Origin of the sequence: Pseudomonas sp. GM25, assembly GCF_000282255.1 — a bacterium.
GTDB classification, from domain to species: Bacteria; Pseudomonadota; Gammaproteobacteria; order Pseudomonadales; family Pseudomonadaceae; genus Aquipseudomonas; species Aquipseudomonas aphyarum.
The window spans coordinates 105694-125475 of the sequence record NZ_AKJQ01000040.1 but is presented as its reverse complement, the minus strand read 5'-3'; the positions used below and the strand labels follow the sequence as shown (position 1 = coordinate 125475).

The window sequence follows — 19782 nt, the reverse complement described above, 5'->3', positions numbered from 1 at the left end:
TTCGACCGAGAAGATCGAACCGTTGAAAGCACCAAACAAACCGGCATTTCCAACTCCTTCCAGGCTTCGATGAACTGAAGCGACCCGACCTCGAAACCTACTTAACTCATTGAATCTCAAGGAGTTTTCCGTTTCGACTGCGCCGGAAGTGGGGCGAATTATAGAGACTCAGAATCTGCCGTCAACCCTTAATTTGCGTTTTCTATCAGCAGAGGGAAAAAGGCCGCTTCTATATAGACGCGAACGCAGCGAGTGCGCACTATATTGCCCAACACACCTCAGTTCCTTCCCCGGATGATGCCACGCAATGAACGACCAGCCTCGCAGCCTTGCCTCAACCCTGTTCCCGGTTGGCCTTCTATTAATAGCCATGGCATCAATCCAGTCCGGCGCCTCGCTGGCTAAAAGCATGTTCCCCATCGTTGGCGCTCAAGGCACTACCACCCTGCGCCTGATCTTCGCCAGCGTGATCATGCTGTTATTGCTAAAACCCTGGAGAGCGAAGCTGACAGCCAAATCGCTGCGTACAGTGATTGTCTACGGGATGGCGCTAGGAGGGATGAACTTCCTCTTCTATATGTCGTTACGCACCGTTCCGCTCGGCATCGCAGTTGCCCTGGAGTTCACCGGGCCGCTGGCAGTCGCCATCTATGCCTCACGCCGCGCAATCGACTTTCTATGGATTGCCTTGGCTGCCATCGGCTTGTTGCTGTTGATACCAACCGGCGCTACGACAGCGGGTATCGATCTGGTGGGTGCAGGTTATGCACTGGGAGCCGGCGTTTGCTGGGCGCTATACATTCTGTTCGGCCAGAAGGCCGGCGCCGATAACGGCGTGACCACCGCGGCGCTTGGCGTGATGATCGCAGCCCTGTTCGTCGCCCCCATCGGTATCGTCCACGCAGGCAGCGCATTGCTGACTCCGGCACTGATCCCGATCGCTATCGGCGTCGCAATCCTGTCTACCGCCCTCCCCTACACACTGGAAATGGTCGCCCTCACCCGCATGCCCGCCCGCACCTTCGGCACGCTGATGAGCATCGAACCGGCCTTCGGCGCACTGTCGGGCCTGCTATTCCTTCAGGAATACCTTTCTTTGTCACAATGGATGGCGATCCTGTGCATTATTCTGGCCTCCGTCGGTGCAACCATGACCATGGGCAGCACTGCCAAACCCGCCATCGCGGCGGATTGAAAGGGGATTGAACGAAGGTCTGGCATTTGGCGCTCATTTAGGCCATGTTTAGCCTCGCAACCCAATGCCAGACATGGATTTTTTCGGGTACGGACATCGGAACGCGTCAAGCGAGAGCGCATACAGGCAGACCCGAGCGCCAGACTCGAGGCCGCCATAAGGACGGTAATGAAACGAATTTTGATACTGATCGCCATACTCGCCGTTGCGGGCTGCGCGGCGACGTCGAAGACCCAGGTCAAGCATGGCAAGAAAGGGCTGCACATCAACTGTTCGGGGTTGTCCTCCTCTTGGGACAAGTGCTACGCCAGCGCTGCAAACTCTTGCGCACCGAAGGGCTACAAGGTCATCGCAAAGTCAGGCGATACCGTGGAAGAACCGGGTGATTACCCCTTCGGTCTCAACCCCGCCGGCTATACCAGCCGCAGCATGATCGTCATCTGCAAATAAACCATCGCCGCTACTGCACTCGCGAAGCGGCGAGCTGGTGTCCGATCTCTTCATGACAGGAGTTCAGCACCCGCTGCTGAATCTTCGGAGACGCCAGCATACGCGCCACCACCAGTGCCCCGACACATTGCGACAGAATCGCCCAGGCCAGGCTGTCGCTTTCCAGAATCTGCGCCCAACTTTCCTGAAGCTTGCAAATCCACAGCTCGGCCTGCTCCCTCACAACAATATCCGACCGCGCTATCTCGGCGCCCAGCGCAGGTAATGCGCAGCCCAGTTCAGGTTGCTCGACATGGGCCATGTTCAGATACAGTTTCAGGCACCGCTCCAGCCGTTCGCGATCCTGCGTACCCTGCCCGCCCAAGCGCTCCAGACTCTGGCATAACTCTCGCTCGACGATAGCCGCAAACAAGGCGTCCTTGGACGAGAAATGGCTGTAGAACGCCGCCCCGCTCAAGCCGATTGCCTTCATCAGGCCATCGACGCCCATTGATGAAAACCCGGTCTTTTTCGCAGACAGCGAGCTGCTTTGCAGGAGCTTTTCTTTGGTTTCCAGCTTGTGACCGGCGGAGTACCGCATGTATTTGTCCTCACATTGAGTGCCTTGACGCTGAGCAAATCCTAGCATAACGTTCGTTCACTTAACGATCGTTTACTAAAGGGATCCACCCATGAATAACAAGAAGGTCGTATTGGTTGTCGGTGCAGGTGATGCCACGGGCGGCGCCATCGCCAAGCGGTTCGCCAAGGAAGGTTTAGTCGCGTGCGTCACGCGGCGCAGCGCCGACAAATTGCAGCCCTTGGTGGAAGCCATTCAAGAGAACGGTGGCGAAGCCCACGGTTTTGCCTGCGACGCGCGCAAGGAAGAAGACGTAATTGCGCTGATCGAAGATATCGAAACCCGCCTGGGCCCGATTGAAGCATTCGTTTTCAACATCGGCGCCAACGTGCCCTGCAGCATCCTCGAAGAAACCGCACGCAAGTATTTCAAGATCTGGGAAATGGCGTGTTTTTCCGGATTCCTCAATGCCCGGGAAGTCGCCAAACGGATGGTGACCCGCAGCCGCGGCACGATCCTGTTCACCGGCGCAACTGCCGGATTACGCGGCGCCTCAGGCTTCGCCGCATTCGCCGGAGCCAAGCACGGTATCCGGGCTCTGGCACAGAGCATGGCCAGAGAGCTTGGCCCGATGAACATCCATGTCGCCCACGTCGTGGTCGATGGCGCCATCGATACCGATTTCATCCGCGACAACTTCCCTGACAAATACGCCACCAAGGACCAGGACGGTATTCTCAATCCAGACCACATCGCCGAGAACTACTGGTATCTGCATAGCCAGCCACGGGATGCCTGGACGTTCGAACTGGATCTGCGTCCGTGGAACGAGCGCTGGTAATCCCCCCAATAACAAAAACAGAGTGCAGCGAACATGAGCAAAACCGTGGAGTTTTATTTTGATCTGGGCAGCCCCGCTACTTACCTGGCGTACACGCAGTTGCCAAGGATCTGCGCCGAAAATGGTAGCCAGTTGATCTACATTCCGATGTTGCTCGGCGGCGTCTTCAAAGCCACCGGCAACGCGTCGCCGGCAATGATCCCGGCCAAGGGTCGCTACATGTTTCAGGACCTGGACCGCTACGCCAAACGCTACGGCATGCCCCTTAAATTCAACCCGCATTTCCCGATCAATACCCTGATGTTGATGCGCGCGGTCACCGGCATTCAACTGCGTCATCCTGATCGCTTCCTGGCATTCATCGATTGCCTGTTCAAAGCGCTGTGGGTTGAAGGCCGCCCCCTCGATGAGCCGGCAGCGGTTGCCGCCGTGCTGACTGAACATGGCTTCAATCCTGAAGAAGTACTGGCATTGACCAACGATGAAGCAGTCAAGGCCGCACTAAAGGACAACACCGAAACCGCCGTAAAGCGTGGCGTCTTCGGTGCGCCGAGCATGTTCATCGACAACCAGTTGTTCTTCGGTCAGGACCGGCTCGACTTCGTGGTGGAAGCCCTTCGCTAAATCTCCACGACCAGACGCCCCTGAGCTGCTTTCGTCGCCAGCAGCTCATGGGCTTCCCCGGCGGTTTCCAGCGTGAACCGACGCGGATCAAGCAGAGGTCGCAGCTGACCGGACTCAATCAGCGCGGCAGCCTGTCGCAAAATCTCGCCATGATGCTCGCAGCCCCTGCCGGTCAATAACGGCAACAAGGTGAACACGCCCGAATACGTCGCCCCACGAAACGACAACGGCGCAAGACTGTGCTGCCCCCAACCGAGGCAACTCAGCACATGTCCGCTGTAGATCCGTGCAGCTTTGAAGGAAACGTCCAGCGTCTCGCCGCCGACCGTGTCATAAACAATGTCGAACCCCTCTCCCGCCGTGAACTCGGCGACATAGTCCTCTACCGAGCTCTCTCGATAATCAATGAACGTCGCACCGTAACCTTCGATGATCGAGCGTTGTCCCGCAGACCCCGTTGCATACACTTCAGCACCGAATGCTCGGGCCAGTTGAACGGCCACATGCCCGACACCACCCGCACCACCGTGAATCAACACCTTCTGCCCCGCACTCACCCGAGCCCGATCCACCAGGCCTTCCCACGCCGTGATCAATATCAATGGCAGGCTCGCGGCCTCGCGCGGGCTCAGGTTCAAAGGCTTACGCGCCAGCAGTCGTGCGTCCACCACTGCAAACTCGGCCAACGAACCTTGCGCGCCACCAATGCCCGTGGCCAACGCATACACCTCATCGCCCGGCGCCCAATCCTGCACGCCCTCACCCACCGCTTCGATCACACCCGCCAGATCCAACCCCAACACCGCTGGCAAAGGTTGCCGGGCATGGGCGGCCTGCCCTGCTCGGATTTTCAGATCCAACGGATTCACACCGCTGGCCTTGATCCGCACCAATACCTGCCCGGCCTCTGCCACGGGGCGCTCCAGGGAAACCAAGCGTAACGGCCCGTTGGCGGTGTCCACTATCAGGGCTTTCATGTTCAGTGAGTCAGTCATTTCGGTCATTCCTGTGGGAGAAAGTGAAGCCATGTTCCCGCAGCAGATCCATGCCGATAAGACGCCAAATGACTATAGTAAGCATGCCAAATCGGCATGAATGAGGCGTTTCATGGACAAGCTCAACGCAATGACCATCTTCGTCCGGGTGGTCGAACGCGGCAGTTTCTCCGCCGTTGCCCGGGAACTGCACACCACCCAGCCGACCATCAGCAAAGTCCTGCGCGCTCTTGAGAGTCAATTGGGCGGCAAGCTGATTGCCCGCAGTACACGCAAGCTGTCACTGACCGATGAAGGTCAGCGGTACTACAACGAATGCCGAAATATCCTCGCTGCCGTGGATGCCGCCGAGCACAGCTTCCAGTCCGGCAGGGAAACCATTGCCGGTCCTCTACGAATCGGCTCCTCCGTCAGCTTCGGCCGCTTGCAGATCGCTTCGCGACTGGCGGAATTTCTGCAGCGCTATCCGCAGGTGCAGGTCGACCTGCAACTGAGCGATCAGAATCTGGATCTGGTCAGCGAAGGCCTGGACGTCAGCCTGCGCATCGGCGAGCTGAACGACAGCGGCATGATCGCCCGACGCATCGGCACCACCCACCGGCTCACGGTGGCGACGCCCGATTACCTGCAACGCCACGGTCACCCACAATCACCTCAGGATCTTGCGCAGCACAACTGCCTGCAATTCAACCTGCTCAGCACTCAAAATCTGTGGACCTACGAGAAGGATGGCCAACACCACGACGTACGCATCCAGGGCAACGCCCAGAGCAACAACTCCGAAGCGATCCGCGAAATGGTCTTGGGAGGATTGGGGATTTCGCTGTCACCGGTCTGGCTGTTCAGCGAAGATTTGAAGGTGGATCGAGTGGTCGCCCTGTTGCAGGACTACCAGACCCGATCATTGCCGATTCACGCCGTGTCCCCGACGAACCGTCGCCAGTCCGCCAGGGTCAACGCGTTTGTCGATTTCATGACTCAGGCGCTGGCTGCAGCGCCCGAGCTTCAACCGATCAGATAGCGGCAGTACGCATGTTCAGCCATTCCAGTGCCGCGCCTTCAAGCAGCGGACTCAGGCGCTCGCGCACCTCGGCGTGATAGGCGTTGAACCACTGTTTCTCTTCCTGCGTCAGCAACGACGGTTCCAGGCAGCGAGTGTCGATCGGGCACAGGGTCAGGGTTTCGAACTTGAGGAACTCACCGAATTCGCTGCTTCCCGCTTCAACGTTCATCGCCAGGTTCTCGATCCGCACACCCCAGCGGCCCGGACGATAAGTGCCCGGTTCGATGGAAGTGATCATCCCCGGTTGCATGGCGGTTTGTGGTGCCGGCGCCGCCTGATAGGCGATCACCTGCGGACCTTCGTGAACGTTGAGGAAGTAACCCACGCCGTGACCGGTGCCGTGACCATAGTCCACGTTCTCGGCCCAGATCGGCGCGCGGGCAATCGCATCCAGCAACGGCGACAGAATGCCTTTCGGGAATCGCGCACGGGACAAGGCAATCACGCCTTTCAGCACACGAGTGCAATCGTGCTTCTGCTCATCCGTCGGCGTACCAACAGCCACCATGCGCGTGATGTCGGTAGTGCCGCCCAGGTATTGACCACCGGAATCGATCAGCAACAAACCGTCACCCTCGATCACCGCGTGCTCTTCCGGGGTGGCGTGGTAATGCGGCATCGCGCCGTTGGCGTTGTACGCGGCAATGGTGTTGAAACTCAGCGACACATAATCCGGGCGACGCTCACGGGCCGCCGTGAGTTTTTCGTCGATGGTCAGCTCGGTAATGCGCTCACGACCCCAGGCCGATTCCAGCCAGGTGAAAAACTCGCACAGCGCCGCGCCATCCTGCTCCATCGCCTGACGGATGTGCCCGGCATCCGCCAGGCTCTTCTGCGACTTGGCCAGCGTGGTCGGGTTCAGGCCTTCGACCAGTTTCACGCCAGTGTCGAGGTTATCCAGCAGACCGCTGGTGACCCGCGCCGGATCCACCAGCAGGCTCGCGCCACTCGGAATCGCACGCAAAGCGTCAGCGACTTCGCTGTAGTCACGCAGGGTCACGCCGTCTTTTTCCAGCACGGCACGCAGCTCAGCATCAACCTTGCTCAAGGCCACAAACAGCGTGGCTTGCTGCTGGCTGATCAGGGCGAAGGAAACGAACACCGGGTTGAACGACACATCGCCGCCGCGCAGGTTGAACAGCCAGGCGATGTCGTCGAGGGTGGCGATGAAATGCCAATCGGCGCCGCGCTCCTGCAGGGTTTCGCGCAGCTTGGCGAGTTTCTCGCCACGGCTGACAGTCGCCTGCGGTGGCAGGTGCTGATAGATCGGCGCATTCGGCAACGCCGGGCGATCGCTCCAGACTTCTTTCAACACGTCGATGTCGGTCCGCAGACTGGCGCCCCGCGCTTCGAGCTTACCGCCCAGCGTACGCGCCGATGCGACAGCCATCACTGCGCCGTCGACCGCGACCACGCCACCTTCCGGCGTCTGCTCGGCCAGCCAGTCCAGCGGGCTAGGCTGACCCGGTTGCAGTTTCACCAGTTCGATGCCGCTGCCCTTGAGTTCCTTGGTCGCCTGTTCCCAGTAGCGACTGTCGGCCCAGACCCCGGCGAAATCGGTGGTCACAATCAACGTGCCGACCGAGCCATGAAAACCCGACAGCCATTGCCGGCCCTGCCAGTAACCCGGCAGGTATTCCGACAGGTGCGGGTCGGCAGACGGCACCAGCAACGCGTGGATACCTTCGCGACGCATCAGTTCACGGGTGTGCGCGAGGCGCTGGGGAACCGTTCCTTCGGTCAAAGTCTGGGTACTCATCATGTCTCCTGCCAATCACTTCATCGTTATTGTTCGGTGCCGTTCGAAGCCGGCTCGTTAAAGCCCTGTCGCCCAGAATGCCGGAGCACTGGCGCAGGCGGTTTTTATCAGATCTACAGCCTTGTCGATGTCTTCGGCGGTGGTGAAACGGCCGAGGCTCAGGCGAATGGTGCGGCCCGCCAGATGCGCGTCATGCCCCAATGCCAGCAAGACGTGGGACGGCGCGTTGCTCGCAGAATTGCAGGCCGAAGTCGCGGAAAACGCAATCGAATGGCTCAGCGCCGCCGGGTTGAACTCGCCTTCGCTGAAGGTCAGGCTCAAGGTGTGCGGGATACGTTGGGTGCTGCTGCCGTTGAGGCGTACACCGGGCAGGCTCAAGAGTTGTTCGAGCAGTCGCTCGCGCAGCGCGACGATGGTTTTCTTCTCGTCATCAAAGGCCTCGGCGGCCAAGGCGAATGCCGAACCCATGGCAGCAATCTGGTGAGTCGCCAGCGTACCGGAGCGCAAACCGCCCTCGTGGCCACCACCGTGAATCTGCGCCTGCAAACGCTGCTGCGCACGCGGGCCGACGTACAGCGCGCCGATGCCTTTGGGGCCGTAGAGCTTGTGCGCCGAAAACGACATGAGATCCACCGGCCATTGCGCCAGATCGATCGCGACCTTGCCGGCGCCCTGGGCCGCATCGACGTGGAACAATGCCCCGCGCCCACGCACCACTTCGCCGATGGCCGGGATGTCGTTGACGGTGCCGAGTTCGTTGTTGACCAGCATCAGCGACACCAGAAAGGTGTCATCGCGCATCGCTTCGCTGACCGCTTGCGGGGTGATCAGGCCTTCGGCATCCGGCACCAGATAAGTCACGGCGACACCGGCGTCCTGCAATTGCCGGGCGGTGTCGAGGATGGCCTTGTGTTCGATCTGACTGGTGATGATGTGCCCGCCGGACACACCACGGGCCTGGGCCACACCTTTAAGGGCGAGGTTGTTGGATTCTGTAGCGCCGGAGGTCCAGACGATCTGCTGCGCCTGGGCGCCGACCAGTTCGGCGACTTGCCGGCGAGCGTTCTCGACCGTTTGCCGGGCCTGCTGACCGAAGGCGTGGGAACTGGAGGCCGGGTTGCCGAAGTTACCGTTGAAACCCAGACACTCGATCATCACCTGGATGACCCGCTCGTCCACCGGGGTGGTGGCGGCGTAATCGAAATACAGCGGACGTGTGTTCATAAAAAGACTCGCAGAGCGTGTTCCGGGATCAGGAAGCTCGTGTCTACAAACGGCACGACGCAGCCTTGTGAGCTGCGTCCGGGTTCGAGAGCGTCATCAATACCTGATCGGATGCCGTTAAAGAAGAACAACTTCATTTAAAAGTGCGTAGGAACGCTCCTGAACGCGACTTTAACAGGCATCGGGCCGGCGGTTGTAGCACTGCGTCAGCTAAAGCTTTCAAGGAGTAACGGATACAGCGAAATCACCAGCAGCGCCGCCATGCCCCAGTTGAACACCCGCAGCCAGCGGCGATCCTTGAGCACGTTGCGCAACAAGGTCCCGCACGCCGCCCAGACGCCGACGCTCGGCAGGTTGATGATGGCGAACACCGCCGCAATCACGATCACGTTGGTGAAATAACCCTGCATCGGCGTGTACGTGCTGATGGCACCGATGGCCATGATCCACGCCTTCGGATTGACCCACTGAAAAGCCGCCGCGCCGAGATAGCTGATCGGTTTCGCCTCGCCCTGCTCGCTGTCCCCGACCGGGCCGGAGTGAGCGATCTTCCAAGCCAGATAGAGCAAGTACGCCGCGCCGACGTAACGCAGAACCGTATATAGCAGCGGATAAGTCTGGAACACCGCGCCCAAACCAAAACCCACCGCCACCACCAGCACAAAGAAGCCGCAGGTAATGCCGAGCATATGGGGGATGGTGCGGTTAAAGCCGAAGTTCACGCCCGATGCCAGCAACATGGTGTTGTTCGGCCCCGGTGTAATCGAGGTGACAAGGGCAAACAGGGCAAAGCCCAGCAGCAGGTCGAGCGAGAGGGTCATGGCAGGCAGTCCGTCAGGGTCATTCAGGTGTTGACCCTATCCCACGGCGCCGCGCAAACCCACGGACAGTTGGGTAAAACTTCGAGCAGTACAGTTACGGATCAGCTAGGACGACCGTGCAGCTGTACGGCCCGCTCGGCGCTCATTTCACCCTTGTTATCAAACCCGAAAGTTTTCTGTGGCTGACCAAGCAGTTGGGCTTTCTTCGCGTGGTATTCCTCGAACGACAAGCCGCTGCGGTTCAGGGTTTCCAGCGCCAGTTCGCGGGTTTCTTCCGCCGTGTATGGGCGCAGTTCCGGGGAAACGTGGCTCGCGCAACCGGCGAGAACGGAGACAGCGAGCATCAGCGAAACAGTCAGTAAACGATTCATGGGAGCGTCCTGGCGAGCAGTGTGGGTCGATGGAGAAAGGCTACGCCCCGGCACGCTCTGGCAGAAATCAACGCTCTCAATAGTGGCTATCAGAATTCGGTCAGGCTTCGTCCTGCATATTCTCAAAAGGCCTATCAATATCAATTAACAGTCTTTTACGGAATAAAAATCAGCCTTTATAAATCCTTCATCGCGTTCGGCACTGTTGCTCCAGCAACTGTTTCCCAGGCAACAGCGGTTCAACAAACCCGCCTGAAAGTCACACGAGCACAGCCACCGTCAAAGCTCAAAGCCCCGGAATACGGGCCTTACAGGAATTGGTACAGCGCTTGCTCTGCTCCAGTGACTACTCACTGCTCGCCGAGCAACTGTTGAAAAAGGAACTGACCATGTCGCGTCCACTTAAAGTCGTCGCCCTGTCCGGCGGAACCTGGCGTCCGTCCCGCACCCTGGTGCTGACCCAGGCCTTGCTGGCCGAATTGTCCGGGCACCTGCCGGTCGAGAGTCACCTGATCGAACTGGGTGACATCGCCCGCCCGCTGGGCGCCGCACTGTCCCGTCAGGAACTGCCGGCCGAGATCGAAGCCGAGCTGCAAGCCATCGAACAGGCTGATCTGCTGATCGTGGCGGCGCCGGTGTATCGCGGCTCCTATCCGGGACTGCTCAAGCATTTGTTCGACCTGATCGACCTGAATGCGTTGATCGACACGCCTGTGCTGCTCGCCGCCACTGGTGGCAGCGAACGCCACGCGTTGGTCCTCGATCACCAGTTGCGCCCACTGTTCAGTTTCTTCCAGGCCGTGACCCTGCCGATCGGCGTGTACGCCACCGAAGCCGATTTCGCCGACTACCAGATCACCAGCGAACCGCTCAAGGCGCGCATCCGCCTGGCCGCCGAACGCGCCGCGCCGCTGTTCGGCACTCACATCAAACCGTTGCTGAAGATCGCTTAAGGAGCAGTTCATGGATGTTTTCTGGTTCCTGCCGACCCACGGCGACGGTCACTATCTGGGCACCACCCAAGGCGCGCGCCCGGTCACCCTCAATTACCTGAAACAGGTGGCGCAAGCCGCCGACAGCCTCGGCTACCACGGTGTGCTGATTCCCACCGGGCGTTCCTGCGAGGATTCGTGGGTGATCGCCTCGGCCCTGGTGCCGCTGACCGAACGCCTGCGTTATCTGGTGGCGATCCGTCCGGGGATCATCTCGCCGACCGTCTCGGCGCGCATGGCCGCGACCCTTGATCGACTGTCCAATGGCCGCCTATTGATCAACGTCGTGACCGGCGGTGATCCCGACGAAAACCGTGGCGACGGCAGTTTCCTCAGCCACAGCGAGCGCTACGAGGTCACCGACGAATTCCTCAAGATCTGGCGTCGCGTGTTGCAAGGCGAGGCGGTGGATTTCGAAGGCAAACACCTGAAGGTGCAGAACGCCAAAGCCCTGTATCCACCGGTGCAGAAACCCTATCCGCCGCTGTACTTCGGCGGTTCCTCCGACGCGGCCCACGATCTGGCCGCCGAGCAGGTCGACGTGTACCTGACCTGGGGCGAACCACCGGCCGCCGTCGCCGAAAAACTCGCCGATGTGCGCGAACGCGCCGCCCGTCACGGACGCAAGGTGAAGTTCGGCATTCGCCTGCACGTGATCGTGCGCGAGACCGCCGAAGAAGCCTGGAAAGCCGCCGACAAACTGATCGAACACATCAGCGACGAAACCATCGAGGCCGCGCAGAAATCCTTCTCCCGTTTCGACTCCGAAGGCCAGCGACGCATGGCTGCCCTGCACGACGGGCGCCGCGACAACCTGGAAATCGCCCCCAACCTGTGGGCCGGCGTCGGTCTGGTGCGCGGCGGTGCCGGCACTGCATTGGTCGGCGATCCGCAGCAAGTGGCGGCGCGAATCAAGGAGTACGCGGATCTGGGCATCGAGAGCTTCATCTTCTCCGGTTATCCGCATCTGGAAGAGGCCTACCGCTTTGCCGAGCTGGTGTTCCCGCTGCTGCCCGAGCCGTACGCGAGCCTGGCTGGACGCGGTGTCACCAACCTCACCGGGCCGTTCGGCGAAATGATCGCCAACGATGTTCTGCCCGCCAAAGCCAACGCCTGAGGAAGACCGAGTGACTGCCAAACCGCAAAGCACCCTGCTCTCCCCGTTGCAGACCGCCCGCCAACTGGCCGCCGAATTTGCCCTGACCGCCGTCGAGCGCGACGAGCGTGGCGGCACACCAAAAGCCGAACGCGACGCCCTGCGCGACAGCGGTCTGCTGGCCCTGAGCATTCCCACCCGTTACGGCGGCCTCGGCGCGCGCTGGAGCGAAACCCTGGAAGTCGTGCGCGAGTTCGCCAAGGTCGACAGCTCGATCGCCCACGTCTTCGGCTTTCATCATTTGATGCTCGCCACCGTCCGGTTGTTTTCCCGCCCGGAACAATGGCAGCCGTGGTTCGAACAGACCGCGCGGCAGAACTGGTTCTGGGGCAACGCGCTCAATCCGCTGGACACCCGCACCGTGGTCAAGGATCTGGGCGGCTGGCGCGAGTTTTCCGGCAAGAAGAGCTTCTGCTCCGGCGCCAGCGATTCGCAAATGCTGATCGCCTCGGCGGTGGACGAAAGCAACGGCGGCAAACTGCTGATCGCGGCGATCCCCAGCGGCCGCAGCGGCATCACCCTGCACAACGACTGGAACAACATCGGCCAGCGCCAGACCGACAGCGGCAGCGCCACGTTCGAACGGGTGCGGGTCGAAGAATCGGAACTGCTGCTGGATCCCGGTCCGCTGAGCACCCCCTTCGCCTGCTTGCGCCCGTTGATCGCGCAACTGACGTTCACCCACATGTTTCTCGGCATCGCCGAAGGGGCCTTTGAAGAAGCGCGGCAATACACCCTGAGCGAAACCCGTGTCTGGCACAAATCCTCGGTGCGCGAGGTACGTGAGGATCCTTATGTGCTGGCCCATTACGGCGAGTTTTGGGTCGCCCTCGAAGGCATCCGATTGCTGGTGGAACGCGCCGCTGCGTTGCTCGACGAGGCCTGGGCCAAAGGCCCGAACCTGAGCGCCGAAGAACGCGGCCATCTGGCCACGGCGATTGCCACGGCCAAGGTCGCCGCCAGCCGCCAGGGCCTGGAGATTTGCAGCCGACTGTTCGAAGTCACCGGCGCCCGTTCGACCCATGCATCGCTGCGCCTCGATCGACACTGGCGCAACCTGCGCACGCAAACCCTGCACGACCCGCTGGATTACAAACTCCACGAGCTGGGAGACTGGGCGCTGAACCAGTCCCTGCCGGTGCCGACGTTCTATTCCTGATTTCCTTTCGTGGAGCGAGACCCATGCAACTGTTGACCCTGCCGCCCTCACCCGCCCTGGCCACGTCGATCCGCGCTACCGCCCAGGTGTTCGAAGACCCGAAATCCCAGGCCCTGCTCGCGCATCTGCAACAAGTCGCGCCGAGCGAAGCCAGCGTGCTGATCATCGGCGAAACCGGCACCGGTAAAGAGTTGGTGGCGCGGCACATCCACAACCTGAGCAACCGGCGCAACCGGCCGTTCATTGCGGTCAATTGCGGGGCGTTTTCCGAATCGCTGGTGGAAGCCGAACTGTTCGGCCACGAAAAAGGCGCCTTCACCGGCGCCCTCAGCGCCAAGGCCGGGTGGTTCGAAGAGGCGGATGGCGGCACTTTGTTCCTCGATGAAATCGGCGATCTGCCGATGGCCATTCAGGTCAAATTGCTGCGGGTGTTGCAGGAACGTGAAGTGGTGCGCCTGGGTTCGCGCAAGAGCATTCCCATCGATGTGCGGGTGCTGGCGGCAACCAACGTGCAACTGGAGAAAGCCATCAACGCCGGGCATTTCCGCGAGGATCTGTATTACCGGCTGAACGTGGTCAATCTGGAGCTGAGCCCGTTGCGCGATCGGCCCGGCGACATCCTGCCGCTGACCCGGCATTTCATCGAGGCCTACAGTCAGCGCTTGGGCTACGGACGCATCACCATCAGCCCCGGCGCCGAACACAAACTGCGCGGCTACAGTTGGCCGGGCAACATCCGCGAACTGGAAAACGTCATCCATCACACGCTGTTGATCTGCCGTAACGGCGTGATCGAACGCGACGATCTGCGCCTGTCGAACCTGCGCATCGACCGTCCCGACGACCAGCACGCGACCGCCGACGACTCACCGGAAGCGCTGCTGGAACGGGCCTTCCAGAAACTGTTCGAGCAACAGGCCGGCGCCCTGCATGAGAAGGTCGAAGACGCATTGCTGCGCGCGGCTTATCGCTTCTGCCATTACAACCAAGTGCACACCGCGTCCCTGCTCGGCCTGAGCCGAAACGTCACGCGTACGCGGCTGATCAAGATCGGCGAACTGGCGGTGAACAAGCGGCGACCCACGGAAAACCTGCAAGGCGAGCGCTTGATCCAGCTGTCGATCTAGCCCACCAGTTGGCAGTGCAAGCCGTCGTCATGACTGCGGGCGATGCTGCTCAACACCTGGAATGAACCGAAGGTCACGGTGCGCGCCTGATGGGTGCGGATCAGTTGCCAGAAATCCTGCTCGCCAGTCTCGAAACTCTGGAACGCCGCCTCCCCCGCCTCGCGGGACTGCCACTGCAGAAAACTCAACACTCGCCGGCCATCGTCGCTGGCCTGGACGCTGGCGCTGACGAAACCGGCGTAACGCTGGGCCAGACGTTCGGTCTGCACCGCCAGCGCCGAGACCAGCGCCGGTTGCTGACCGGGTTCGATTTCAAATTCGATCAATTGGGTAAAGCTGCGGTTTTTCGCTGGTGCTTGCATGACATCCCCACTCTGTCAGACGAATCTTGCGATTCGAAGGCCTGCAGGGTAAAACCTCGAGTTAACTAGAGGTCAAGGGGCAATTTGCAAATGATCACTGCGGAAAATGTGCACAAGCAACTGACCGTCGGCGAAGTCGCGGCCCGCAGCGGTGTGGCGGTCACCGCCCTGCACTTTTACGAATCCAAGGGGTTGATCAAGAGCCAGCGCAATGCCGGCAACCAGCGGCGTTATCCACGGGAAGTGCTGCGGCGAGTGGCGCTGATCAAGGTGGCGCAGCGGCTGGGCATTCCGCTGGCAGAAATCGGCGAGGCACTGAAACAGCTACCGGACAACCGCGCGCCAACGGCAGCGGACTGGAAAGTGTTGTCGGAGCAGTGGCGGCGTGAGCTGGACGAGCGGATCAATCAGTTGATGCTGCTGCGGGACCGGCTGACCGGTTGCATCGGTTGCGGATGCCTGTCGATGGAGGCCTGCCCGCTGCGCAATCAGGGCGATGTGCTGGGCGAGCAAGGGCCAGGAGCGCACTTTCTCGACGTACCCAAGTGAGGGTTCCCATTCAATGGGAACCCTCGGATCAATCCATCAGAAACCCGGCGCAATCTGCCCTTTGTAGCGGGTCAGAATGAACTGACGCACTTCATCGGAGTTCAACGCCTTGGCCAGTTTCTGCAGGCCCGGGTCGTTGATGTTGTCGGGACGCGCGACCAGAAACTCGATGTACAGGCTCTTGCCCTTCTCGACGATCAACGCACTGTTGGTGTCGATCCCGGCTTCCAGCGCGTAGTTGGCGAACACGAACGCCAGATCCACATGACTCACTGAACGTGCCAGCAACGCGCCTTCCAGTTCACGGATTTTCAGGTGCTTGGGGTTTTCGACGATGTCGCGCTGGGTGGCCAGGGTGTTGCTCGGATCCTTGAGTTTGATCAGCCCCGCCTCGTGCAGCAGCACCAGGGCGCGACCGGTGTTCACCGGGTCGTTGGGGATCGACACGCTGGCGCCGTCCTTCAGTTCCGAAATGTTTTTGATCTTGGTCGAGTAAGCACCGAAAGGTTCGATGTGCACGCCGACCACCGGCACCAGATCGGTGTGGCGGGTCTTGTTGAAATCATCGAGAAACGGCCGGTACTGGTAGTAGTTAGCATCGAGGTTTTTCAGCGCCAATTGCTGGTTGGGCTGGATGAAGTCGGTGAAGACCTTGATGTCCAGATCCACGCCTTCCTTGGCCAGGGTCGGTTTGACGAACTCGAGGATTTCCGCGTGCGGCACCGGGGTGGCACCGACGATCAGTTTTTCGTTGGCATGGGCGCCGAACGACAGAACGGCAGCCAGTACGGCCAGGGTCTTTTTCATGCTGTGCTCCAAGGCAGATTTGAGTGGCCGTCGTGGGGTGAACGTGGGGCCTTTATGGGTTGAACTTGTTTGTTCAGCGTCGGCTGTAGTGCGCCACCAGACGGTCACCGGTCATTTGCAGGGCCTGCACCAGAATCAGCAGCAACACCACGGTGACCACCATCACGTCGGTCTGAAAACGCTGATAGCCGTAGCGGATCGCCAGATCACCGAGCCCGCCGCCACCGATCACGCCGGCCATCGCCGTGTAATCCACCAGCACGATGGCGGTGACCGTCACCGCCGCCAGCAACCCGCCACGGGCTTCCGGCAGCAGGGTGTGGCGGATGATTTGCCAGGTGTTGGCGCCCATCGCCTGGGTCGCCTCGACCACGCCGCGATCGACTTCGCGCAACGCGGTTTCCACCAACCGCGCAAAGAACGGTGTGCAGCCAACCACCAGCGGCGGAATGGTCCCGGGCACGCCCAGCGACGTGCCCACCAGCAACGTGGTCAGCGGAATCAGCACGATCAGCAAAATGATGAACGGCAGCGAGCGCAGCATGTTCACGATCACCGACAGCACCCGGTACAGGCCGACGGTTTCATGCAACTGACGCTTGCCGGTGAGAAACAGCAGCAGCCCCAGCGGCAAACCCAGCAACACAGTGAACAGCAGCGCCGCGCCGAGCATGCTCAGGGTGTCGAGACAGGCCTGGGCAATGTCGGCCCAGTAAATGTGTTTGAACCACTCGGCCATGATCAGGACCAGTCGTGGCGCGGTGGTTTGACGCCGTTGAGCAACCAGTTGCCGACCACGTGGTACTTCCAGCGCACCGGATCATGCAGCGTATGCACCCGGGCGTTACGCCAGTGGCGGTCGAAGTTGTGCTTCTTCAGGGTCGAGCGGGTACCGCCGAGTTCGAACAGCTTGTTGCTGGCCTCGATGGCGATTTCGGTGGTCAGCACTTTGGCCTTGGCCACGGCCAGGGACGCCAGCGCGACGTTGTCTTCATCCGGTGCCGGGCGAGCGGCGTCGAGCGCCCAACCGGCACGTTCGAGCAAGGCTTCGGCGGCTTCCAGACGGATTTCCAGCGCACCGATCTGGATGATCGTCAGCGGATCTTCACTGGCCTTTTCCACACCCGCATCAATCCATGGCCGGGCGAACTGGCGGACGAACTCAACCGTATCGCGCAACGCCGCCCGGGCAATGCCGGCGTCGATGGCAGCGGTGGTCAACTGGGCGAACGGCCCGGCCAGGGTCGGGCTCTCGTAGGAACGGTACGTCGGAAACAGATTGAACGGTGCCACCTGTAAATCCTGCGCCAGCACCGTGCCGCTGGACGTGGTGCGCTGGCCGATGCTGTCCCAATCATCAACGATCACCAGCCCTGTCGTGCCGCGCTCGACAAAGGCCAACTGGCCCCTCTGCTCTTCATCCAGCGCCAGCACCGCCAGCCAGTGGGCGTAGAGCGAACCGGTGCAGTAGCCCTTGCGACCGTTGATCACGAAACCGTCGCCATAACGGCGGAGGGTCGCCTGAATGTCCTGCACGTTCTTGCCGCCGGTTTCCGACAGCGCGTTGGCGAAACGATGACCTTGCAGCGCCAGCTCAAAGAAATGCGCCTGCTGCGCCGGGGTGCCTTGCAGGCGGATGTCTTCGAGCAGGCAGTAATGGTTTTGCGGGATCTGCCCGAGCGACGGATCGGCGGCGGAAATGATCGCGATCACCTGCGCCAGCACCGCACAGGACACCTGCGCGCCGCCGTATTCCTTCGGCACGGTGATGCCCCACAGGCCACTGTTGGAATACAGATCGACGATCTCGGCGGGCACTTCGCGGTTGCGGTCACGCTCGGCGGCGTGTTCCTGCAAGACGGCGGCGACCTGCGCGGCCACGCGCAAGGCTTCGGCGTCGTCGGCGATCCGGTGGGCGGCTGGCGTATTGATCGGATAAACGGCAGATTCAGACATGGATGACTCTCGGTATCGGTGTTGTACCGGGTCATTGCAGCTTCTGTGCCTGACTGACAGGCCTTGTTTTTTCGGGGGTTACAGCGGACTTTCAGGGTATCTGACGATGAAAACCCGCGCATTCTGCTGCTTCACTGTCGATGGCTGAACAGTGCGGTGGCTGCTCGTCGGCTACTCGGCCGTGGCGGCGGCACGGATCTATAGTTGAGCGACCGGCAACCCCGGCGAAGGCACACCTTCAACCTCTAATAAAAACCAGGCAACAAATAACAGGGAGTACCGCCATGAGCGTCAAACCCATTCCCGAGGGGTACCACAGCATTACCCCGTACCTCGGCATTCACAAAGCTGCCGAAGCCATCGACTTCTATAAAAAGGCGTTCGGTGCCACCGAAGTCATGCGCCTGAGCATGCCCGACGGCGGCATCGGCCACGCCGAACTGCGCATCGGTGACAGCGCGATCATGCTCGGCTCGCCGTGCGATCAAGGGCCGTTGAGCAATCCGGACAAAGCCGTTTCGGTCGGTTTGCATCTGTACGTGACCGATGTCGACAAATCTTTTCAGCGTGCGCTGGAGGCCGGCGCCACCAGCGTTTCCGAGGTCAAGGATCAGTTCTACGGCGACCGCAGCGGGACATTGAAAGATCCGTACGGGCATCTGTGGTTCCTGGCCACGCGCAAGGAGGATCTGACGCAAGAGCAGATCGAGCAGCGGGCGAAGGAGATGTTTCAGCAGGGTTAGCAACGCCGAGCGTCCATTCCCGCGCAGCGCGCGGGGATGGGCGAACACGATTCATGAACCGTCGAACCACGCTTCACGTCTTGTCATGAACGCCCGGCGATTTCAGGATGCAGGCCACTCGCCTGAATAAAGGATCACCCGATGTTTGCCGGATTCGTCAAAGACCAGCGCCACGTCAACGGTGTGGACATCAGCTACCGCCTGAAAGGCAGCGGCCCGGGCCTGCTACTGTTGCACGGGCACCCGCAGACCCACGTCATCTGGCACAAGATCGCCGAACAACTGGCGGAGCACTTCACGGTGATCGCCGCCGACCTGCGCGGTTATGGCGACAGCAGCCGACCGCCGGCCGATGAGCGGCACACCAACTATTCCAAACGCGAAATGGCCCGCGACGGCGTGGAATTGATGAAAGCGCTGGGCTTCACGCAGTTCTCGATCCTTGCCCATGACCGTGGCGCGCGGGTCGCCCATCGCCTGGCCCTCGATCATCCCGCCGTCGTGCAGCGCATGGTCCTGCTCGACATCGCACCGACGCTGGCGATGTACAGCCAGACCAATGAAGCCTTCGCCCGGGCCTACTGGCACTGGTTCTTCCTGATCCGCCCGGCGCCGTTGCCGGAAACCCTGATCGAAGCCAATCCCGAAGGTTACCTGCGCAGTGTCATGGGCAGTCGCAGCGCGGGGCTCGCGCCCTTCACCGACGAGGCACTCAGCGAATACCGGCGTTGCCTGGAACGTCCCGGCAGTGCTCGGGGGATCTGCGAGGATTACCGCGCCAGTGCTGGCATCGACCTGGAACATGATCGCGCCGATCTCGCGGCCGGTCGCCACCTGAACCTGCCGTTGCTGGTGCTGTGGGGCGCCGAGGGCACGGTCGGTCGCTGCTTCGATCCGCTCAAGGAATGGCAACAGGTTGCCACCGACGTACGGGGCAAGGCTTTGCCGGCCGGGCATTACCTCGCCGAAGAAGTCCCTGAACTGTTGCTCACCGAAGCGCTCGACTTTCTCCGCTGATTCCCCTCCTTC

The 19782-nt window shown here is 60.9% G+C and carries 22 protein-coding genes; 12 read left to right on the top strand and 10 right to left on the bottom strand.

Translation table 11 applies throughout. The features are described from left to right. The first annotated feature begins 307 nt into the window (after positions 1-307). A complete protein-coding gene (rhtA, locus tag PMI24_RS16605; protein ID WP_007955853.1) occupies positions 308-1195 on the top strand; it encodes a threonine/homoserine exporter RhtA in 888 nt (295 codons plus the stop codon). A 168-nt stretch (positions 1196-1363) separates the two neighbouring features. Next, a complete protein-coding gene (locus PMI24_RS16600) occupies positions 1364-1645 on the top strand; it encodes a hypothetical protein (protein WP_007955851.1) in 282 nt (93 codons plus the stop codon). 10 nt (positions 1646-1655) lie between these two features. Here the strand turns inward: PMI24_RS16600 and PMI24_RS16595 are convergent, their stop codons facing one another. Further along, positions 1656-2225, bottom strand: a complete 570-nt coding sequence (locus PMI24_RS16595; protein ID WP_007955849.1) for a TetR/AcrR family transcriptional regulator — start codon at positions 2223-2225, stop codon at positions 1656-1658. 91 nt (positions 2226-2316) lie between these two features. On the opposite strand from PMI24_RS16595, the gene PMI24_RS16590 reads away from it, so the two are divergent. After that, positions 2317-3045, top strand: a complete 729-nt coding sequence (locus PMI24_RS16590; protein WP_007955847.1) for an SDR family oxidoreductase — start codon at positions 2317-2319, stop codon at positions 3043-3045. 33 nt (positions 3046-3078) lie between these two features. Beyond that, positions 3079-3669: a 2-hydroxychromene-2-carboxylate isomerase gene (locus tag PMI24_RS16585; protein ID WP_007955845.1), complete on the top strand. Its 591-nt coding sequence runs from the start codon at positions 3079-3081 to the stop codon at positions 3667-3669. Here PMI24_RS16585 and PMI24_RS16580 read toward each other — a convergent pair. Beyond that, positions 3666-4664 carry a zinc-dependent alcohol dehydrogenase family protein gene (locus PMI24_RS16580; RefSeq protein ID WP_007955843.1) on the bottom strand — a complete coding sequence of 333 codons (999 nt, stop codon included), beginning with the start codon at positions 4662-4664 and terminating at the stop codon, positions 3666-3668. The two genes, PMI24_RS16585 and PMI24_RS16580, sit on opposite strands and share 4 nt — an antisense overlap. A 112-nt stretch (positions 4665-4776) precedes the next feature. Between PMI24_RS16580 and PMI24_RS16575 the strand changes: the two genes are divergently transcribed. Beyond that, entirely contained in the window at positions 4777-5685 is a 909-nt protein-coding gene (locus tag PMI24_RS16575; protein WP_007955841.1) for a LysR family transcriptional regulator, read from the top strand. On the opposite strand, the gene PMI24_RS16570 is transcribed toward PMI24_RS16575, so the two are convergent. From PMI24_RS16570 to PMI24_RS16555, 4 genes are all read right to left on the bottom strand, one after another. Continuing rightward, the gene (locus PMI24_RS16570; RefSeq protein ID WP_007955839.1) at positions 5678-7486 is read right to left on the bottom strand and encodes an aminopeptidase P family protein; all 1809 of its coding nucleotides are present in this window, start codon (positions 7484-7486) and stop codon (positions 5678-5680) included. The genes PMI24_RS16575 and PMI24_RS16570 overlap by 8 nt on opposite strands. 57 nt (positions 7487-7543) lie before the next feature. Next, on the bottom strand, positions 7544-8710 hold the full coding sequence (locus PMI24_RS16565; protein ID WP_007955837.1) for an aminotransferase class V-fold PLP-dependent enzyme: 1167 nt from the start codon (positions 8708-8710) through the stop codon (positions 7544-7546). A gap of 206 nt (positions 8711-8916) precedes the next feature. Next, a complete protein-coding gene (locus tag PMI24_RS16560) occupies positions 8917-9531 on the bottom strand; it encodes a LysE family translocator (protein WP_007955835.1) in 615 nt (204 codons plus the stop codon). A 101-nt stretch (positions 9532-9632) separates the two neighbouring features. Then, on the bottom strand, positions 9633-9902 hold the full coding sequence (locus PMI24_RS16555) for a hypothetical protein (protein WP_007955832.1): 270 nt from the start codon (positions 9900-9902) through the stop codon (positions 9633-9635). 389 nt (positions 9903-10291) lie between these two features. Between PMI24_RS16555 and msuE the strand changes: the two genes are divergently transcribed. The 4 genes from msuE to PMI24_RS16535 are packed head-to-tail and all read left to right on the top strand — an operon-like array spanning position 10292 to position 14336. Next, positions 10292-10855 (top strand): FMN reductase, encoded by a 564-nt coding sequence (gene msuE / locus PMI24_RS16550; protein ID WP_007955830.1) that lies wholly within the window; start codon positions 10292-10294, stop codon positions 10853-10855. A gap of 10 nt (positions 10856-10865) precedes the next feature. Beyond that, entirely contained in the window at positions 10866-12011 is a 1146-nt protein-coding gene (gene ssuD / locus PMI24_RS16545; RefSeq protein ID WP_007955828.1) for an FMNH2-dependent alkanesulfonate monooxygenase, read from the top strand. A gap of 10 nt (positions 12012-12021) precedes the next feature. Next, positions 12022-13209 carry an acyl-CoA dehydrogenase family protein gene (locus PMI24_RS16540; protein ID WP_007955826.1) on the top strand — a complete coding sequence of 396 codons (1188 nt, stop codon included), beginning with the start codon at positions 12022-12024 and terminating at the stop codon, positions 13207-13209. Positions 13210-13232: 23 nt separating this feature from the next. Beyond that, positions 13233-14336, top strand: a complete 1104-nt coding sequence (locus PMI24_RS16535; protein ID WP_007955824.1) for a sigma-54 interaction domain-containing protein — start codon at positions 13233-13235, stop codon at positions 14334-14336. Here the strand turns inward: PMI24_RS16535 and PMI24_RS16530 are convergent. Then, positions 14333-14698, bottom strand: coding sequence for an antibiotic biosynthesis monooxygenase (locus PMI24_RS16530; RefSeq protein ID WP_007955823.1), 366 nt, complete (start codon positions 14696-14698; stop codon positions 14333-14335). The genes PMI24_RS16535 and PMI24_RS16530 overlap by 4 nt on opposite strands. Positions 14699-14788: 90 nt before the next feature. On the opposite strand from PMI24_RS16530, the gene soxR reads away from it, so the two are divergent. After that, a complete protein-coding gene (soxR, locus tag PMI24_RS16525) occupies positions 14789-15247 on the top strand; it encodes a redox-sensitive transcriptional activator SoxR (protein ID WP_007955822.1) in 459 nt (152 codons plus the stop codon). 36 nt (positions 15248-15283) lie between these two features. Here soxR and PMI24_RS16520 read toward each other — a convergent pair whose 3' ends face one another. The 3 genes from PMI24_RS16520 to PMI24_RS16510 form a co-directional block, all read right to left on the bottom strand. Then, positions 15284-16054: a MetQ/NlpA family ABC transporter substrate-binding protein gene (locus tag PMI24_RS16520; protein WP_007955821.1), complete on the bottom strand. Its 771-nt coding sequence runs from the start codon at positions 16052-16054 to the stop codon at positions 15284-15286. 73 nt (positions 16055-16127) lie between these two features. Next, complete coding sequence (locus tag PMI24_RS16515; protein WP_007955819.1) at positions 16128-16793, bottom strand: methionine ABC transporter permease; 666 nt, start codon at positions 16791-16793, stop codon at positions 16128-16130. 2 nt (positions 16794-16795) lie between these two features. Further along, a complete protein-coding gene (locus PMI24_RS16510) occupies positions 16796-18010 on the bottom strand; it encodes an SfnB family sulfur acquisition oxidoreductase (protein ID WP_007955818.1) in 1215 nt (404 codons plus the stop codon). A 284-nt stretch (positions 18011-18294) separates the two neighbouring features. Here PMI24_RS16510 and PMI24_RS16505 point away from each other — a divergent pair, with 284 nt between their 5' ends. Then, positions 18295-18753 (top strand): VOC family protein, encoded by a 459-nt coding sequence (locus tag PMI24_RS16505; RefSeq protein ID WP_007955817.1) that lies wholly within the window; start codon positions 18295-18297, stop codon positions 18751-18753. 141 nt (positions 18754-18894) lie between these two features. Next, a complete protein-coding gene (locus PMI24_RS16500; RefSeq protein ID WP_007955816.1) occupies positions 18895-19770 on the top strand; it encodes an alpha/beta fold hydrolase in 876 nt (291 codons plus the stop codon). Positions 19771-19782: the final 12 nt, after the last annotated feature.

Bases quoted from the DNA above. Each gene is read 5' to 3' on its own strand.
- PMI24_RS16515 (WP_007955819.1), bottom strand. From the start codon at position 16,793: ATGGCCGAGTGGTTCAAACACATTTACTGGGCCGACATTGCCCAGGCC.
- PMI24_RS16580 (WP_007955843.1), bottom strand. From the start codon at position 4,664: ATGACTGACTCACTGAACATGAAAGCCCTGATAGTGGACACCGCCAAC.
- PMI24_RS16510 (WP_007955818.1), bottom strand. From the start codon at position 18,010: ATGTCTGAATCTGCCGTTTATCCGATCAATACGCCAGCCGCCCACCGG.
- PMI24_RS16500 (WP_007955816.1), top strand. From the start codon at position 18,895: ATGTTTGCCGGATTCGTCAAAGACCAGCGCCACGTCAACGGTGTGGAC.
- PMI24_RS16595 (WP_007955849.1), bottom strand. From the start codon at position 2,225: ATGCGGTACTCCGCCGGTCACAAGCTGGAAACCAAAGAAAAGCTCCTG.
- PMI24_RS16555 (WP_007955832.1), bottom strand. From the start codon at position 9,902: ATGAATCGTTTACTGACTGTTTCGCTGATGCTCGCTGTCTCCGTTCTC.
- PMI24_RS16535 (WP_007955824.1), top strand. From the start codon at position 13,233: ATGCAACTGTTGACCCTGCCGCCCTCACCCGCCCTGGCCACGTCGATC.
- PMI24_RS16585 (WP_007955845.1), top strand. From the start codon at position 3,079: ATGAGCAAAACCGTGGAGTTTTATTTTGATCTGGGCAGCCCCGCTACT.
- ssuD (WP_007955828.1), top strand. From the start codon at position 10,866: ATGGATGTTTTCTGGTTCCTGCCGACCCACGGCGACGGTCACTATCTG.
- PMI24_RS16530 (WP_007955823.1), bottom strand. From the start codon at position 14,698: ATGCAAGCACCAGCGAAAAACCGCAGCTTTACCCAATTGATCGAATTT.
- PMI24_RS16575 (WP_007955841.1), top strand. From the start codon at position 4,777: ATGGACAAGCTCAACGCAATGACCATCTTCGTCCGGGTGGTCGAACGC.
- PMI24_RS16565 (WP_007955837.1), bottom strand. From the start codon at position 8,710: ATGAACACACGTCCGCTGTATTTCGATTACGCCGCCACCACCCCGGTG.
- PMI24_RS16520 (WP_007955821.1), bottom strand. From the start codon at position 16,054: ATGAAAAAGACCCTGGCCGTACTGGCTGCCGTTCTGTCGTTCGGCGCC.
- soxR (WP_007955822.1), top strand. From the start codon at position 14,789: ATGATCACTGCGGAAAATGTGCACAAGCAACTGACCGTCGGCGAAGTC.
- rhtA (WP_007955853.1), top strand. From the start codon at position 308: ATGAACGACCAGCCTCGCAGCCTTGCCTCAACCCTGTTCCCGGTTGGC.
- PMI24_RS16600 (WP_007955851.1), top strand. From the start codon at position 1,364: ATGAAACGAATTTTGATACTGATCGCCATACTCGCCGTTGCGGGCTGC.
- PMI24_RS16590 (WP_007955847.1), top strand. From the start codon at position 2,317: ATGAATAACAAGAAGGTCGTATTGGTTGTCGGTGCAGGTGATGCCACG.
- PMI24_RS16570 (WP_007955839.1), bottom strand. From the start codon at position 7,486: ATGAGTACCCAGACTTTGACCGAAGGAACGGTTCCCCAGCGCCTCGCG.
- PMI24_RS16560 (WP_007955835.1), bottom strand. From the start codon at position 9,531: ATGACCCTCTCGCTCGACCTGCTGCTGGGCTTTGCCCTGTTTGCCCTT.
- PMI24_RS16505 (WP_007955817.1), top strand. From the start codon at position 18,295: ATGAGCGTCAAACCCATTCCCGAGGGGTACCACAGCATTACCCCGTAC.
- msuE (WP_007955830.1), top strand. From the start codon at position 10,292: ATGTCGCGTCCACTTAAAGTCGTCGCCCTGTCCGGCGGAACCTGGCGT.